Raw genomic sequence first — 14220 nt, forward strand, 5'->3', positions numbered from 1 at the left:
CCTACGATGACCGGATGCGACTGCGCCTCGGCCGCCCGGACCTCGCCGCCTACGCCGACCGGTTCGACGTCCCCGCAGCGACGGCGGCGTCCCGCCCGGCCGTGACGTTCCTCGGCGTTTCCACCCTGCTCGTCGACGACGGCACCGACGCGCTGCTCACCGACGGCTTCTTCACCCGGCCGGGCCTCGGCGCCGTCGCGCTGGGCCGGCTCGCACCCGACCCGGCCCGGATCGACGCGTGCCTGGCCCGCGCCGGCGCGACCCGGCTCGCGGCCGTGCTGCCCGTCCACAGCCACTTCGATCACGTGCTCGATTCCGCGGTCGTCGCCGAGCGGACGGGTGCGGTGCTCGTCGGCGGCGAGTCCACCGCGAACGTCGGGCGCGGGCACGGCCTTCCACCGGAGCGGATCGTCGTCGCCACCCCCGGTGAGCCGCTGCGGTTCGGCGGGTTCACCGTCACGCTCGTCGCGTCGGAGCACTGTCCGCCCGACCGGTACCCGGGCACGATCGACGCGCCCGTGGTCCCGCCCGCACGGGCTGCGGCGTATCGGTGCGGCGAGGCGTGGTCGACGTTCGTCGCGCACGCCGACGGCCGTACCCTGCTGATCCAGGGCAGTGCTGGATTCCGGCCCCGGGCGCTGGCCGGCCGGCGCGCCGACGTCGTCTATCTCGGCGTCGGTCAACTCGGCGTGCAGAGCGAGGAGTACATCCGCACCTACTGGGCGGAGACCGTCGGCACGGTCGGCGCGCGGCGGGCGGTGCTCGTGCACTGGGACGACTTCTTCCGCCCGCTCGACCGGCCGCTGCGCGCGCTGCCCTACGCCGGCGACGATCTCGACGTCACCATGCGGGTCCTCGGCGGGCTCGCCGAACGCGACGGCGTACGCCTGCACCTGCCGCAGGTGTGGCGGCGCGAGGATCCCTGGAGGTAACCGATCAGCGGATCGTGCGGTCGACCCGGTACCGCACGAACGCGGGGAAGGCGAGCACGCACACCAGCACACCGACCACGACGAGCACTCCCCCGCCCGCCGCGGCGATCGCGGTGCCCACCAGCGCGGCCGCGCCGCCGTGCAGGACGTCGCCGATGCGGGGTCCGCCGGCGACGACGACGATGAACACGCCCTGCAGCCGGCCGCGCATCTCGTCGGTGGCGACGGACTGCAGCATCGTCGAGCGGAACGCCGCCGAGACCATGTCGACCGCGCCGCCGAACGCCAGGAACGCCAGCGCGATCCACAGCCACACCGCGGTGCCGCCCGGTTCGGCCGCGCCCACCGCGACGCCGAAGCCGATCATCGCCAGGCCCCAGGCGACGATGCACACGATCACCGCCAGGCCCTGCCGGCGCACCCGCGGCAACCACCCCGAGAACACGCCGCCGAGCACCGCGCCGACCGACATCGCCGCGAACAGCAGGCCGAGCGCGAGCCCGCCCTGCGCGGGATCCCCGAACGAATCGTGGGCGATCTGCGGGAACAGTGCCCGCGGCATGCCGAACACCATCGCGACGATGTCGACGACGAACGAGGCGAGCAGGATCTTCTGTGTGGACAGGTAGCGGAACCCGTCGAGCACCTCGCGCAGGCCCGCCCGCCGGGCCTGCCCGGTCGGCGGGATCGGCGGCAGCGCGAGCACCGCCCACAGCGTCGCGAGCAGCGCGACGGTGTCGATCAGGTACAGGGTGGGCAGGCCGAGCACGGGGATCAGGGCGCCCGCGAGCAGCGGCCCGGCGATGGCGCCGAACTGCATCACCGTCATGTTCAACGAATTGGCCGCCGCCAGTTGGCCCTTCGGGATGAGTCGCGGGATCACGGCGCCGCGCGTCGGCTGGTTGACCGCGAAGCAGGCCTGCTGCAGCGACAGCAGCACCAGCACCAGCCACACGTTCCCGAGGCCCGCGGCGGCCTGCGCCCACAGCAGCAGCGACGTCACCCCCATGCCCACGGTGGTGAGCGTGAGCAACCGGCGCCGGTCCATCACGTCGGCCAGGGCCCCGCCCCACAGCCCGAACACCACGAGCGGCACGAGGGCGAACACGCCGGTCAGGCCCACGTACGCGGAGTTGCGGGTGATCTCGTAGATCTGTTGCGGCACGGCGACCACGCTGAGCTGGGCACCGATGACCGTGACGATGCCGGCGGTCCACAACCGGCGGTAGTCGCGATTCTCGAGCGGTGTGGTGTCGGCGAGCAGTCGCCTCACGGCTGCAGACGCTCGGTGATCCACCGCCCGTCGACCAGCCGGGTCCGGACCCGGTTGTGCAGGCGGTTGGGGCGGCCCTGCCAGAACTCGGCCGACTCGGGACGGATCCGCAGCCCACCCCAGTGCGGCGGCACCGGGATCTCGGCGTCCATGCCGTAGCGCTCCGCGACCTCGATGAGGGCGTGCTCGAGCGCGGCCCGCGACTCGATCGGCCGGGACTGCTGCGACGCCCACGCGCCGAGTCGGGAGCCGCGGGGCCGGGAGTGCCAGTACTCGGTGGTCTCGTGCTCGCCGACCCGCTCGACGGGTCCGCGCACGGTGACCTGGCGGAAGATCGGGATCCAGGTGAACGTGGCCGACGCGTAGGGCGTCGCGGCGAGCTGCCGGCCCTTGTCGGAGTCGTAGTTGGTGAAGAAGGTGACCCCGTCCGCGTCGACGCCCTTGCACAGCACGGTGCGGGTGACGGGCCGCCCGTGCTCGTCGACGGTGCCGAGCACCATCGCGTTCGGCTCGGGCAGCCCGGCCGCGGCGGCGTCGACGAGCCAGCGGCGCAGCAGCGGCAGCCACCCGTCGGCGAGCCACTCGGGCTCGAGATCCTCGTCGGCGGCAGAGGCGCCCTGCGGGCCGGCGGGGGTGTAGTCGACACGCATCGAGGCCAGGTCGGCGTGCTCGGCCGCACCCGGAGGCAGTCCCTCGGCGCTCTCGGCGCCGGGCTGTGGATCGGTGGACACGATGCTCGACGCTACTCCTGGGTATCCCATCGCTGAGCGTCCAGTCCGGGGGACTACAGTCGCACCGACGAACGGAGTGGGGCGCCGATCACATCCGCCGAGTCCCGCTTCACCGGCAGTGCTGCCCGGACCGGGTTGCACCGAACGAGGAGAGCCCAACCGTCATGGCATCGCGCGCGTCTGTACCCGAGGATTTCGTCGCCGGCCTCGAAGGCGTGGTCGCCTTCACCAGTGATATCGCCGAACCCGACAAGGACGGCGGTTCGCTGCGCTACCGCGGCGTCGACATCGAGGACCTCGTCACGCGCGGGGTGACGTTCGGGGACGTGTGGGCGCTGCTGGTCGACGGGAAGTTCGGCCAGGGCCTGCCCCCGGCCGAGCCGTTCCCGCTGCCGATCCACACCGGCGACGTCCGCGTCGACGTCCAGGCCGGCCTGGCGATGCTCGCCCCGATCTGGGGCTTCGAGCCGCTCCTCGACATCGACGACGCCACCGCCCGCGAGAATCTCGCCCGCGCCGCCGTGATGGCACTGTCCTACGTCGCGCAGTCCGCGCGCGGCATCTACCAGCCCGCCGTGCCGCAGAAGCGCATCGACGAGGCCGCGACCGTCACCGAGCGGTTCATGGTGCGGTGGAAGGGTGAGCCCGACCCGGCGCACGTCGCCGCGATCGACGCGTACTGGGTCTCGGCGGCCGAGCACGGCATGAACGCCTCCACCTTCACCGCCCGCGTCATCGCCTCCACCGGCGCCGACGTCGCCGCCGCGCTGTCCGGTGCGGTCGGCGCGATGTCCGGCCCGCTGCACGGCGGCGCCCCCGCCCGCGTGCTGCCGATGATCGAGGAGACCGAGCGCACCGGCGATGCCCGCGCGCTGGTCAAGGGCATCCTCGACCGCAAGGACAAGCTGATGGGCTTCGGCCACCGCGTCTACCGCGCCGAGGACCCGCGGGCGCGGGTGCTGCGCGACACCGCCAAGCGGCTGAACGCCCCGCGCTACGAGGTCGCCGCGGCGCTCGAACAGGCCGCCCTCGCCGAGCTGCGCGAGCGTCGCCCCGATCGCGCCATCGAGACCAACGTCGAGTTCTGGGCCGCGGTGATCCTCGACTTCGCCGAGGTCCCGGCCGCAATGATGCCGGCGATGTTCACCTGCGGCCGCACCGCCGGCTGGTGCGCGCACATCCTCGAGCAGAAGCGCCTGGGCAAGCTGGTGCGCCCGGCCGCGATCTACACCGGCCCGGACCCGCGCAGCCCCGAGAGCGTCGAGGGCTGGGACTCCATCACCCACAACTGACCCGCGAGCCGGGCGGACGGCCCCTGCGCCGGGCGCCCGTCCGTCCGGCCGCCCGACGGGGGCCGTCTAGACTACCGGTGCACTCGTTCCTCGACGTTTAGGACACGCATACCGATGGCTGACGCTACACCGATCATTCCCGCCGACCTCAAGCCCGCAGACGGCCGCTTCGGCTGCGGCCCCTCCAAGGTTCGCCCCGAGCAGCTGCAGTCCCTGGTCGAGGTCGGTGCCTCGGTGTTCGGTACCAGCCACCGGCAGAAGCCCGTCAAGGACGTCGTCGCCCGCATCCGCTCGGGTCTGCGCGAGCTGTTCTCCCTGCCCGACGGTTACGAGGTGGTGCTGGGCAACGGCGGCACCACCGCGTTCTGGGACGCGGCCGCGTTCGGCCTGATCCGCGAGAAGTCGCAGCACTTCACCTACGGCGAGTTCTCGTCGAAGTTCGCCACGGTCGCCAAGAAGAACCCGTTGATCGGTGACCCGATCGTCGTGGACAGCGCGCCGGGCACCGCACCGGAGATCGTCGCCGACGGCTCGGCCGACCTCATCGGCTGGGCCCACAACGAGACCTCGACCGGTGTCGCGGTGCCCGTCACCCGCCCGGCCGGCTCCGGGAACGCCCTCATCGCCATCGACGCGACGTCCGGTGCCGGCGGTCTGCCCGTCGCCGCGGAGGACTTCGACGTCTACTACTTCGCGCCGCAGAAGTGCTTCGCCGCCGACGGCGGCCTGTGGATCGCGCTGATGAGCCCGGCCGCGCTCGAGCGGGTGGACGAGATCAAGGCCTCGGGCCGCTTCACCCCCGAGTTCCTGTCGCTGCCCATCGCCGTCGACAACAGCGCCAAGGATCAGACGTACAACACCCCGGCGGTGGGCACGCTGCTGCTGCTGGCCGACCAGATCGAATGGATGAACGGCAACGGCGGCCTGGAGTGGACCACCGCCCGCACCAAGGACTCGTCGTCGCGGCTGTACGAGTGGGCCGAGGCCTCCGAGTACGCCACCCCGTTCGTCGCCGATCCGGCGCTGCGCTCGCAGGTGGTCGGCACCGTCGACTTCGCCGACTCGGTGGATGCCGCGAAGGTCGCAAAGATCCTGCGCGCCAACGGGATCGTCGACACCGAGCCGTACCGCAAGCTGGGCCGCAACCAGCTGCGCATCGGCATGTTCCCGGCCATCGACCCCGAGGACGTCACCCAGCTGACCAAGTGCGTCGACTGGGTGGTCTCGCAGATGTAGGGCGGTAGCGCAACCGTTCGGGGCGGGGTCGGATCCGGGTCGGGTCCGGCCCCGCTCGCCGTCTCGCACACCTCCCAAACTCTCGACGAGTAGTAGAGACTTTCGGGGAAACCTTGGACAATAGCGCCACGTCGACGGATTCGTGCCACAGGGTCCCCCGGCGTGTCGGCGTGTCCTGCTCCGCAGGGGTCACGAGTCCGTTACAGTCGGGCGGGTCAATCGCGATTCCCCGCGAGGAGGTCATGGTGCGAGAGCTTCGAGTGGTCGGCCTCGAGCCCGACGGAACGCACGTCGTGCTTGCCGATCCCGAAAACGGCGACAGATTCCGCATCCCGATCGACGACACGCTCCGCGCCGCCTCCCGCGGTGACCTCGCCCGCCTCGGGCAGATCCAGATCGAGACCACCAGCCAGCTGCGCCCCCGCGAGATCCAGGCCCGCATCCGCTCCGGCGCGTCCGTCGAGCAGGTCGCCGAGGAGGCCGGGATCCCGCTCGCGAAGGTGGAGCGGTTCGCCTACCCGGTGCTGCTCGAACGCTCCCGCGCGGCCGAGATGGCCCAGCAGGGACATCCGGTGCGCCCGGACGGCCCGGCCGTGCACACCCTCGCCGAGATCGTCGCCCAGGCGTTCCGGGCGCGAGGGCACAGCATCGACGCCGCCACGTGGGACGCGTGGCGCGACGACGAGGGCCACTGGGTGGCTCAGCTGCAGTGGGCCGCCGGCCGGTCCACCAACACCGCGCACTGGCGCTACCAGCCCGATGCGCACGGCGGCACGATCCTCCCGCTCGACGACACCGCCACCGAGCTGATCGACCCGGACTGCGGGCGGCCGCTGCGCTGCCTCACGCCGGTGTACACGGCGCGCGACGTCGACGACAGCGGAGACAACGACGGGCCCGACCGGGAGGACGTCGTCGCCGAGGCGATCACCCTCGATCCGCCACCCGCGGTGATCGACGCGGAGGTCGAGGAGGTCCGGCCCATGGCGTCGAGCCTGCCCGAGCCCGACGCGGAGGAGGACCGGCCGAAGCTGGCGCCGCAGCAGAGCCCGGGCAAGGACAAGCGGGGCAAGCCCGCCCTCCCCTCGTGGGACGACGTGCTGCTCGGCGTGCGCAGCAACGGGCGCGTCTGAGGTTCGGGCCCACCGATGGTGGCGGCGGCCGTGTCGACCATCTGGTACGTCGACGCCCCCGACCCCGGTGCGGTGCTGCGCGCCGCGCGGGCCGACCGGAAGACGGCCCACGCACTCGTCGGGCGGCTGCACCCCGGGATGTCGTCCGAGCCGCTGGACCGGGTGCCGCTCGCGCAGGCCGCGGCCGGTGACCCCGGCCGGGTCTACGTGGGCAGCTTCCCCGGGGTGACGGTGGTGTGCAGCCCGGACCTCGCGGCCACGCGTCCGTCGCAGCTACCCGAAAGCTGGAGGCGCACCGTCGCTTCCGAGAACACCTACCTCGTCGTGTCGGACCCCACCGGGGCCCGCGGCGCCGTCGGGGCCTGGCGGCGCGGCATGCTGCGACGGGCGTTCGACGCCACGCCCGTCGACATCGCCGAGGACGACGGCCTGCCGTTCGTGTGGGAGCGGCCGTTCTGGGGTGGGGAGTTCCCCATCCGCTGGCCGCTGGACGTGCTGCCCGATCCGCAGGCGCTGCCGTTCCACCCCCGCCGGTTCGCCGAGGCCGCCAACTCCGCGTGGCTCGGGTTCCGCTACACGGGCCGCGCCGGCGGCGAGCTCGACCCCCACGAGATCGAGGTGTGGGGCTTCGAGTTGTACCGCGAGGGCGAGCGACCGCCCACCGCACGCGACGAGCCGGCCCGCCCGCCCGCGCGACGGTGGTGGTGGCCGCGACGAACCTCCGCACGCGGTCGCGCGCTGTCCGGTCACCCGCACGCCGAATAGCCGGCGGGTCCGTCCGCTGTCGCGCGCGGCTGCGGAGCCGCTCAGAACGTCGTCACGCCGAGCAGCACGATCCAGCCGACCGGAACTCCGGCCGCGACACCTGCGACGATCCACCGCCACAGCGGCACCCGCCGCCACCACCACAGGGTCGGGGCGATCCCGGCCGCGGCGACGAGGTTGACGATCACCGCGAGCAGGGGGTGCACACGCCCGAGCTCGAGCCCGAACGCGACGATCGTGACGACGGTGACGACGAGGGCGAAGCCCGTCAGCGTCAGCCCCGTCGACCACGGCGTCGACCGGGCGCGCAGGGGTGCGGTCACCGCGGGAGCCGTACCCGCTCGTAGAACGCCATCGCCGCGGCCGTGGCGACGTTGAGCGAGTCGGTGCCCGGCGCCATCGGAATGCGTGCCCGCACGTCCGTCGCGCGCATCGCGTGCTCGGTCAGCCCCGGGCCCTCGGCGCCGAGGAGCAGGGCGACCTTCTCCCCCGTCATGGCCTCGGCCAGCGGCACGGCCTCGGGATTCGGCGTGAGCGAGATGAGCTGGAAGTCCCGCGCCCGCAACCGGTCCAGGTCGTACGGCCACCGCTCGACGTGCGCGAACGGAACCCGCAGCACGTGCCCCATCGACACCCGCACCGCCCGCCGGTACAGCGGGTCGGCGCAGCCCTTGCCGAACAGGACGGCATCGACGCCCAGGCCGGCGGCGTTGCGGAACATCGAGCCGAGGTTCTCGTGGTCGTTCACGCCCTCGAGCACCGCGACGGTGGTGGCCTTCTCGAGGACGTCGTCGAGGTCGAGCGCCGGCGGCCGGTGCGCCGCGGCGAGCACCCCGCGGTTGAGATGGAAGCCGACGACCTCGGCCATCACCTCGGCCGAGGTGCGGTAGAACGGCACGTCGACGTCGCGCAGGTCATCGGCGAGTTCACCGAGACGGCGATCCACCCCGAGCAGGCCGCCCGGCGCGAACCGCGAATCGAGCATCCGCTGCACGACGAGCACGCCCTCCGCGATCACCAGGCCCTTGCCCGCGGGCAGGTCCGGCCGGCGATCCGACGAGTTGAGGTCTCGGAAGTCGCCCAGCCGGGGGTCGGCGGGATCCTCGATGTCGATGACGTGAACCACGGCGTCGATTCTCCCAGGTCGCACCGGAGTCTCGTCGGCGGGTTCTCGCTCCGTGCTACCCCGTGCCGTCCGGGCGCAGACTCGGCCCTACGGGCCCGGACCGGCTCACTCCGCCTCGCTGACCAGCTTGTTGATGATGCCCACGGCGTCCTGCAAGGTGGCGAGGTGGTCCTCGTCCAGCGTGGCCAGCCGTTCGGTCAGCCACGCCTCGCGGGCCTGCTGCTCGTCGACCAGCAGTGCCAGGCCCGCATCCGAGAGCGAGACGATGACCTGCCGGCCGTCCGTGGGATGCGGAGTCCGCTCGACGAGCCCGAGCTCGTCGAGCGATGCGATCACCCGCGTCATGGACGGCGGCTGAACCTTCTCGCGCGCGGCCAGCGCGCCGGGGGTCATCGCTCCCTCCTGCCTCAGCGTGGTCATTGCCGACAGCTGAGTCAGGGAAACCCGGGAATCGGAGCGCCGCCCCCGCAAATGGCGCGTCAGGCGCACAACTGCCAACGAGAGGTCGCCGGCGAGCGTGCGATGTTCCGATGTCATGGCGTGCACAATACGGGACCGACCGGACACATCGCGCCGTGTGTCAGGTGAGCAGTTCGGTGATCGGGTCCACCGCGAAGTAGGCGACGAACAAGCCCGCCACCACCCACAGCAGCGGGTGCACCGCCCGCGCCTTCCCGGCCGCCGCGTGCAGGACCACCCACGTGATGAAGCCGACGCCGATCCCGTTGGCGATCGAGTACGTGAACGGCATGACGACGATCGTGAGGAACGCCGGCAACGCGACGGCGAACTGCGTGAAGTCGATGTCGCGGACCTGCCCGATCATCAGGGCACCCACCACCACGAGGGCCGGGGCGGCGGCCTCGACGGGCACCATCTCGTAGAGCGGGGTGAGGAACATCGCGGCGAGGAACAGCACGCCGGTCACCACGTTCGCCAGGCCGGTGCGCGCACCCTCGGCGATGCCGGAGGCGGACTCGACGAACACCGTGTTCGACGATGCGGATCCCACGCCGCCGGCGATGGCCCCGGTGCCTTCGACGACGAGGGCACGGCCGATACCGGGCAGGTTGCCGTCCTTGTCGGCGAGACCGGCCTCCTTACCGAGACCGGTCATCGTGCCCATCGCGTCGAAGAAGTTGGCGAGGACGAGGGTGAACACGAGCAGCGTCGCGGCGATCACGCCGATCCGGGTGAACGCGCCGAAGAGGTCGACGTTGCCCACCAGGCTCAGATCCGGCACGCCGGCCACCGTGTCCGGCACCTCCGGCGTGCTCAGATTCCAGCCCTTCGGGTTGGTGCCCTGCGACGGCCCGACCCCGGCGACCGCCTCGACGATCGCGGCGACCACCGTGGTCACGACGATGCCGATCAGCAGCCCGCCGGGCACCCGGCGCACGATGAGCACACCCATGAGCAGCACACCGAACACGAACACGGCGGTCGGCCACGACGCGATCGAGCCGTCGATGCCCAGCCCGACGGGGACGGTGGTGCCGGCCGCGTCCGGCAGGCGGCGCACGAATCCGGCGTCGACCATGCCGATCAGGGCGATGAACGCGCCGATGCCGGCCGCGATGGCCGCCTTCAGCTCGGGCGGGATCGCGTTGAACACGGCGGTGCGGAAGCCGGTGAGGGCGAGGACCACGATGATGATGCCGTCGATCACCACGAGGCCCATCGCTTCGGGCCAGGTGACCTGGGGTGCGATGGTGACCGCCAGCAGGGTGTTGATACCCAGGCCGGCCGCGATGGCGAACGGATAGTTGGCGACGACGCCGAAGACGATGCTCATCAGTCCGGCCACCAGCGCGGTGACGGCGGCGACCTGGTTGATGGGCAGAATGTTGCCGAGCACGTCGACCTTGGCCGAGGCGTCGTCCGGGGAGAAGCTGCCCAGGATCAGCGGATTGAGCACCACGATGTAGGCCATCGCGACGAACGTGACGACGCCGCCGCGCACCTCCCGCGAGACCGTCGATCCCCGTTCGGTGATCTTGAAGTAGGTGTCGAGGAACGAGGTGCCGACCGCCGTGCCGGACTTCCGCTCTGAGGATTGGGCCATATCGACTTCCGCTCTGGGATGGGGGCTGCGTCGCAACGGGAGATTATTGCAATCGGGCTGGACTAGCCTGAAATCGTGAACGACGCGCAAACGGTTGCCGAGCGGACACGGCGCCTCGCCGATCCCCGTCCCGCGCTGGCGATCGGCACGGCACTGTGGACGGTGGCGACGATCGTCGTACTTGCCACGGGCGACCGGTGGCCGGCCGCCCTGCCCGTGTGCGTAGCGGGAATCATCGTGGGGCTCTTGGGATTCGCCGTCTACCTCGTGCAGCGCCGGGCCGCCCGGCTGGGTCGGCGCGGCGCGCAGGTCGGACTGGACTGACGAGCGGGTCCCACGCCGCCCGGCCCCACGGCCGCGGTCACAGCCGGGCCCGCACCCGCGTGATCAACCCCACCCACAGCAGCGCCCACAACGACCCCAGCAGCCACCCGGCGACGACGTCGGTCAGCCAGTGGGCCGCGAGATAGACCCGCGAGAGCCCGACCGCGAGCGTGTAGGCGCCCAGGGCGCAGTACGCCACGAGCGCCCGGCGGCTGCCGGGCGGCGACTGCCGGGCGATCACGACGGCGAGCACCGTCGCCAGCATCGCGGTCATCATGGCGTGGCCGGACGGGAACGAGTGGGTGGTCAGCTCGACGAGGCGCGCGGGCTGCGGCGGGCGCTCCCGCCCGAACTGCAGCTTGAGCAGGCTCATCAGCGGCCAGCCCGTCAGGATCGTCGCGGACAGGAGCAGCGCATCGTCGCGACGGCCCGCGCGCAGCATGAGCATCGTCAGCGCCGTCGTGACCACGGCGACGGCGACGGTACCGCCGGTGTGGGTGACGGCGGTGACGACGGCGGTCAGCGCGGGTTCGCGGAGCTCCACCACGCCGTCGAGGGTCGTCGTGTCGATGCTCATCGTGGCTCCGGCGGCGAGAGCGCCGCGACGGCGGCGGCCAGTCCCGGGCCGGTGCAGTGCGTCGTACCGCTCTCGTCGACCCACCACGAGACGTCGCGCTCGCCGGTGACCGCGCCGGAGCAGCGCACGGTCAGCCGCTCGTGCACGACGAGGGGTCCGCGCGGCAACGGCCGCTGCGCGACGGCCGCCGCGAGCACCGCGGCGGGCTCGTTCCGCCATCCGGTCGCGCGGCCCGGGCCGGACACGCGCCCGGACACCTCGGCCGAGGCGAGGGCGACGTCGAGGAGGTCGGCGAGGACCGCTGCGGTCGGCAGGGCGCCGAGCACGAGCCGGTCGGCGGGCACCACGGCGGCGAGCCACGGCCGGTCCAGCACCAGCGCGTCCGCCGCGTCGACGATCGACCCGGCGAGGCTGCGGACGGCGTCGGGCAGGTGCAGGGCGTCGAGGTCGAGCATGCCGGCGGCACTCGCCGCGGCCAGGGCGGCGTGGGCGCGGGCGGTGACGGCCGGGGCGGGGGTGCGGTCGGGATCGGCGAGGCGGTCGAGAAGCAGCGCGGCCGTCTCCGTGCTCTCGACGCCCGTCGCGGCCAGGCACGGCCGCAGACGGTCCGCGTCCGGGTGCGGGCAGGGGTCGAGCAGACCGGCGAATGCCTCGTCGTCGGGGGCGCGCAGGTGCCCGAGGGTCCGGCCGCCCAGCGACGCGTAGGTGCGCAGCCACCAGGCGGTGTAGCCGCGCCGGTCGCCGAGGGCCGCAGCCGTGCCGGGTTCGGCGACGAGGAGCGACAGGGCCCGATCCCAGCGGGCGTCGTCGACGAGGTCGAGGTCGCGCACCGCCACGAGCGACTCGGGGTCCTCGTCGAGGGTTCCCCACCACTGCTCCTCGTCGGGCAGGTCGTGATCGGGACCGGTGGGCAGCTCGGCACGCAGCACCGTGAAACCCCATCCGACGCCGACGGCCCGCAGCGCCTCGGCGTCGTACTGCTCCGCCACCTGCGGATCGAGGATGGCGAAGGGCGCGTCCTCGACCAGCACATCCGCGAGGGGCGCCCCCGGCAGCAACAGCTCGTCGGCGGGCACGAGTTCGCCGTCGGCATCGGGCAGGAGCAGCGCCCCCAGCTCCCGGGGCACCGCTTCGGCCGGTACCTGCGCCGCCAGCCGGAGCACGACCTCGGCGAGCTCGGCCGTCGCCTCGTGGTCGTCGACGTCGACGTCCTCGACCGCCGCGAGCAGCGCCGGGTCCGCGAGCAGATCCACCGCCGTGACCGTGCCGGCGCCGAGCCGGGTCAGCAGGGGATGCGCGGCGTCGGGGTGCACGAGGCGCACCCACGGCATGCGCAGATGCCCGACGTCCGTGCCCAGCACGGCGGTCCGCGGCCCGGTGACGGTGCGGCCGTCCGACAGCGGCACCGGGATCGCGGCGAGTTCCTCGGCCACCACCGAGTCGACGACCAGCGGGGTGAGCGCCTCGTACAGCCGGTACCACCACGCAGGCTCGCGCTCGACCCCGGCGAGCAGCTCGGCGATCCGTGCCGGCCCGAGGCGGTGCACGTCGACGGCGCCGAGCGCCGCAGCGTACCGCGGCCCGCACAGATCGGGCCGGATCAGGCCGGGCACGACGTCGGCGAGGACGGCGGCGAGCTCGTCGGTGAGACCGGTCAGCGCGGTGGCCCGGTCCGGGACCAGATCGTCGCCACCGCCGGCCGGGGGCAGCCACGGATGCGCGCGCAACTCCTGCAGCACGGCCTCACGCAGCAGCGCGTCGACCTCGCTGCGCGCGAAGCCGGGAACCGGAACCATCGACGGCCGCTGCCGCGGCGGCAGCGCCGCGACGAAGCCGGCGTAGCCGCGCGCGAGGCCGGCCACCGGGGCGCCGGGGAGCAGGCGGCGCCGGTCGGGCTGCATCGGCACGTCGGCGATCACCAGCGCGGGCAACGAGAGTTCCTCGTCGGAGCGGGTGGGAGCCCGCAGCACGTCCTGCGGCACCGGCACCGCCACCCCGTCCACGACGGGAACGAGCCAGCGGGCGTGGGGCCCGGCGTACTCCCACCAGGTCCGCTCGCCGACGGCGACGACGCGCAGTCCGGACTCGGCTTCGGTGCAGGTGCGGGTGAGCTCGCGGCCGCCCACCGTGACGGCGGCCAGTGCGGGCAGCTCGAGGAGCAGGTCGACGGCCTCCGCGGCGAACCCGTCGAGCAGCGTCTCCGCGTCGATCCCGGGACGCAGCCGCAGCACCACCTCGGTGTCCCAGCCGGGCGCCGGCGGCATGGACGCGGGCCACGCGAGACGCAGCACCGGGATGCCGGACTCCGGGGCGGGCACGCCGCGGTCGGCCAGCGCGTCCCGGGTGTGCGCGGCGGAGAAGCGGATCGAGCCGGACCGCGAACGGATCTCGATGTCCTCGCTCACCGCGGCCGCGGCGGTGAAGCCGACCCCGAACCGGCCGACCCCGCCGGTCTTGCTCGACGCCCGCAGCGCCGTCAGCGCCTGCACGCCGGCTTCGTCGAGCGGCGCGCCGGTGTTCGCGACGTGCAGGTCGTCGCCGTCGCGCCACAGGCACAGCGCGCCCGGCACGCCCGCGCGCGCGGCCGCGTCGGCGGCGTTCTGCGCGAGTTCGGTGAGCACCCGGTCCCGGTAGCCGGCCCGGACGAGATCGGCCTCGGTGGCGGCATCCTCCCGCAGCCGCGTCGGGGACGACGCCCAGGCCAGCAGGGTGCCCTCGCGCAGCGCCGCGGTCCCGAAGGGGTCGGCGGGGTCGGGGCGCGGCATC

General features: G+C 73.1%; 14 protein-coding genes. 6 read left to right on the plus strand and 8 right to left on the minus strand.

The features are described from left to right. Positions 1 to 14 precede the first annotated feature (14 nt). Positions 15 to 932, plus strand: coding sequence for an MBL fold metallo-hydrolase (locus tag JYA75_RS25710; RefSeq protein ID WP_050034710.1), 918 nt, complete (start codon positions 15 to 17; stop codon positions 930 to 932). Positions 933 to 936: 4 nt separating this feature from the next. Here the strand turns inward: JYA75_RS25710 and JYA75_RS25715 are convergent, their stop codons facing one another. Continuing rightward, on the minus strand, positions 937 to 2205 hold the full coding sequence (locus JYA75_RS25715; RefSeq protein ID WP_006936119.1) for an MFS transporter: 1269 nt from the start codon (positions 2203 to 2205) through the stop codon (positions 937 to 939). Next, complete coding sequence (gene pdxH, locus JYA75_RS25720) at positions 2202 to 2855, minus strand: pyridoxamine 5'-phosphate oxidase (protein ID WP_029541828.1); 654 nt, start codon at positions 2853 to 2855, stop codon at positions 2202 to 2204. Before pdxH ends, JYA75_RS25715 begins: the two co-directional genes overlap by 4 nt. A 245-nt stretch (positions 2856 to 3100) precedes the next feature. On the opposite strand from pdxH, the gene JYA75_RS25725 reads away from it, so the two are divergent. From JYA75_RS25725 to JYA75_RS25740, 4 genes are all read left to right on the plus strand, one after another. Then, positions 3101 to 4228, plus strand: a complete 1128-nt coding sequence (locus JYA75_RS25725) for a citrate synthase 2 (protein ID WP_006936122.1) — start codon at positions 3101 to 3103, stop codon at positions 4226 to 4228. Positions 4229 to 4342: 114 nt separating this feature from the next. Beyond that, a complete protein-coding gene (gene serC / locus JYA75_RS25730; RefSeq protein ID WP_006936126.1) occupies positions 4343 to 5464 on the plus strand; it encodes a phosphoserine transaminase in 1122 nt (373 codons plus the stop codon). A gap of 245 nt (positions 5465 to 5709) precedes the next feature. Next, positions 5710 to 6597, plus strand: coding sequence for a septation protein SepH (gene sepH, locus JYA75_RS25735; protein ID WP_006936128.1), 888 nt, complete (start codon positions 5710 to 5712; stop codon positions 6595 to 6597). Positions 6598 to 6627: 30 nt separating this feature from the next. After that, a complete protein-coding gene (locus JYA75_RS25740; RefSeq protein WP_239010497.1) occupies positions 6628 to 7362 on the plus strand; it encodes a hypothetical protein in 735 nt (244 codons plus the stop codon). 41 nt (positions 7363 to 7403) lie between these two features. On the opposite strand, the gene JYA75_RS25745 is transcribed toward JYA75_RS25740, so the two are convergent. The 4 genes from JYA75_RS25745 to JYA75_RS25760 form a co-directional block, all read right to left on the minus strand. Continuing rightward, positions 7404 to 7685 (minus strand): DUF2537 domain-containing protein, encoded by a 282-nt coding sequence (locus JYA75_RS25745; RefSeq protein WP_203329517.1) that lies wholly within the window; start codon positions 7683 to 7685, stop codon positions 7404 to 7406. After that, positions 7682 to 8488 carry an RNA methyltransferase gene (locus JYA75_RS25750; RefSeq protein ID WP_168579269.1) on the minus strand — a complete coding sequence of 269 codons (807 nt, stop codon included), beginning with the start codon at positions 8486 to 8488 and terminating at the stop codon, positions 7682 to 7684. Before JYA75_RS25750 ends, JYA75_RS25745 begins: the two co-directional genes overlap by 4 nt. A gap of 105 nt (positions 8489 to 8593) precedes the next feature. Next, positions 8594 to 9025, minus strand: a complete 432-nt coding sequence (locus JYA75_RS25755; protein WP_029541818.1) for a MarR family transcriptional regulator — start codon at positions 9023 to 9025, stop codon at positions 8594 to 8596. Between the two features lie 43 nt (positions 9026 to 9068). Next, positions 9069 to 10553, minus strand: coding sequence for an NCS2 family permease (locus JYA75_RS25760; RefSeq protein WP_006936143.1), 1485 nt, complete (start codon positions 10551 to 10553; stop codon positions 9069 to 9071). Between the two features lie 75 nt (positions 10554 to 10628). On the opposite strand from JYA75_RS25760, the gene JYA75_RS25765 reads away from it, so the two are divergent. Further along, positions 10629 to 10877 (plus strand): DUF2530 domain-containing protein, encoded by a 249-nt coding sequence (locus tag JYA75_RS25765; RefSeq protein WP_006936145.1) that lies wholly within the window; start codon positions 10629 to 10631, stop codon positions 10875 to 10877. Positions 10878 to 10914: 37 nt separating this feature from the next. Here JYA75_RS25765 and JYA75_RS25770 read toward each other — a convergent pair whose 3' ends face one another. Together JYA75_RS25770 and JYA75_RS25775 are read right to left on the minus strand one after the other, a co-directional pair. Continuing rightward, positions 10915 to 11454 (minus strand): phosphatase PAP2 family protein, encoded by a 540-nt coding sequence (locus tag JYA75_RS25770; RefSeq protein ID WP_006936149.1) that lies wholly within the window; start codon positions 11452 to 11454, stop codon positions 10915 to 10917. Further along, positions 11451 to 14219 (minus strand): hypothetical protein, encoded by a 2769-nt coding sequence (locus tag JYA75_RS25775; RefSeq protein ID WP_050034708.1) that lies wholly within the window; start codon positions 14217 to 14219, stop codon positions 11451 to 11453. The genes JYA75_RS25770 and JYA75_RS25775 overlap by 4 nt, the downstream gene beginning before the upstream one ends. Position 14220 lies beyond the last annotated feature (1 nt).

The sequence above is a fragment of the Rhodococcus sp. PSBB066 genome (assembly GCF_017068255.1).
In the GTDB taxonomy this organism is placed as follows: domain Bacteria; phylum Actinomycetota; class Actinomycetes; order Mycobacteriales; family Mycobacteriaceae; genus Rhodococcus; species Rhodococcus aetherivorans.

Coding starts and splice junctions, on each gene's coding strand:
- JYA75_RS25710 (WP_050034710.1), top strand. CDS start 15: ATGCGACTGCGCCTCGGCCGCCCGGACCTCGCCGCCTACGCCGACCGG.
- pdxH (WP_029541828.1), bottom strand. CDS start 2,855: ATGCGTGTCGACTACACCCCCGCCGGCCCGCAGGGCGCCTCTGCCGCC.
- JYA75_RS25725 (WP_006936122.1), top strand. CDS start 3,101: ATGGCATCGCGCGCGTCTGTACCCGAGGATTTCGTCGCCGGCCTCGAA.
- serC (WP_006936126.1), top strand. CDS start 4,343: ATGGCTGACGCTACACCGATCATTCCCGCCGACCTCAAGCCCGCAGAC.
- JYA75_RS25755 (WP_029541818.1), bottom strand. CDS start 9,025: ATGACATCGGAACATCGCACGCTCGCCGGCGACCTCTCGTTGGCAGTT.
- JYA75_RS25760 (WP_006936143.1), bottom strand. CDS start 10,553: ATGGCCCAATCCTCAGAGCGGAAGTCCGGCACGGCGGTCGGCACCTCG.
- JYA75_RS25770 (WP_006936149.1), bottom strand. CDS start 11,454: ATGAGCATCGACACGACGACCCTCGACGGCGTGGTGGAGCTCCGCGAA.
- JYA75_RS25775 (WP_050034708.1), bottom strand. CDS start 14,219: ATGCCGCGCCCCGACCCCGCCGACCCCTTCGGGACCGCGGCGCTGCGC.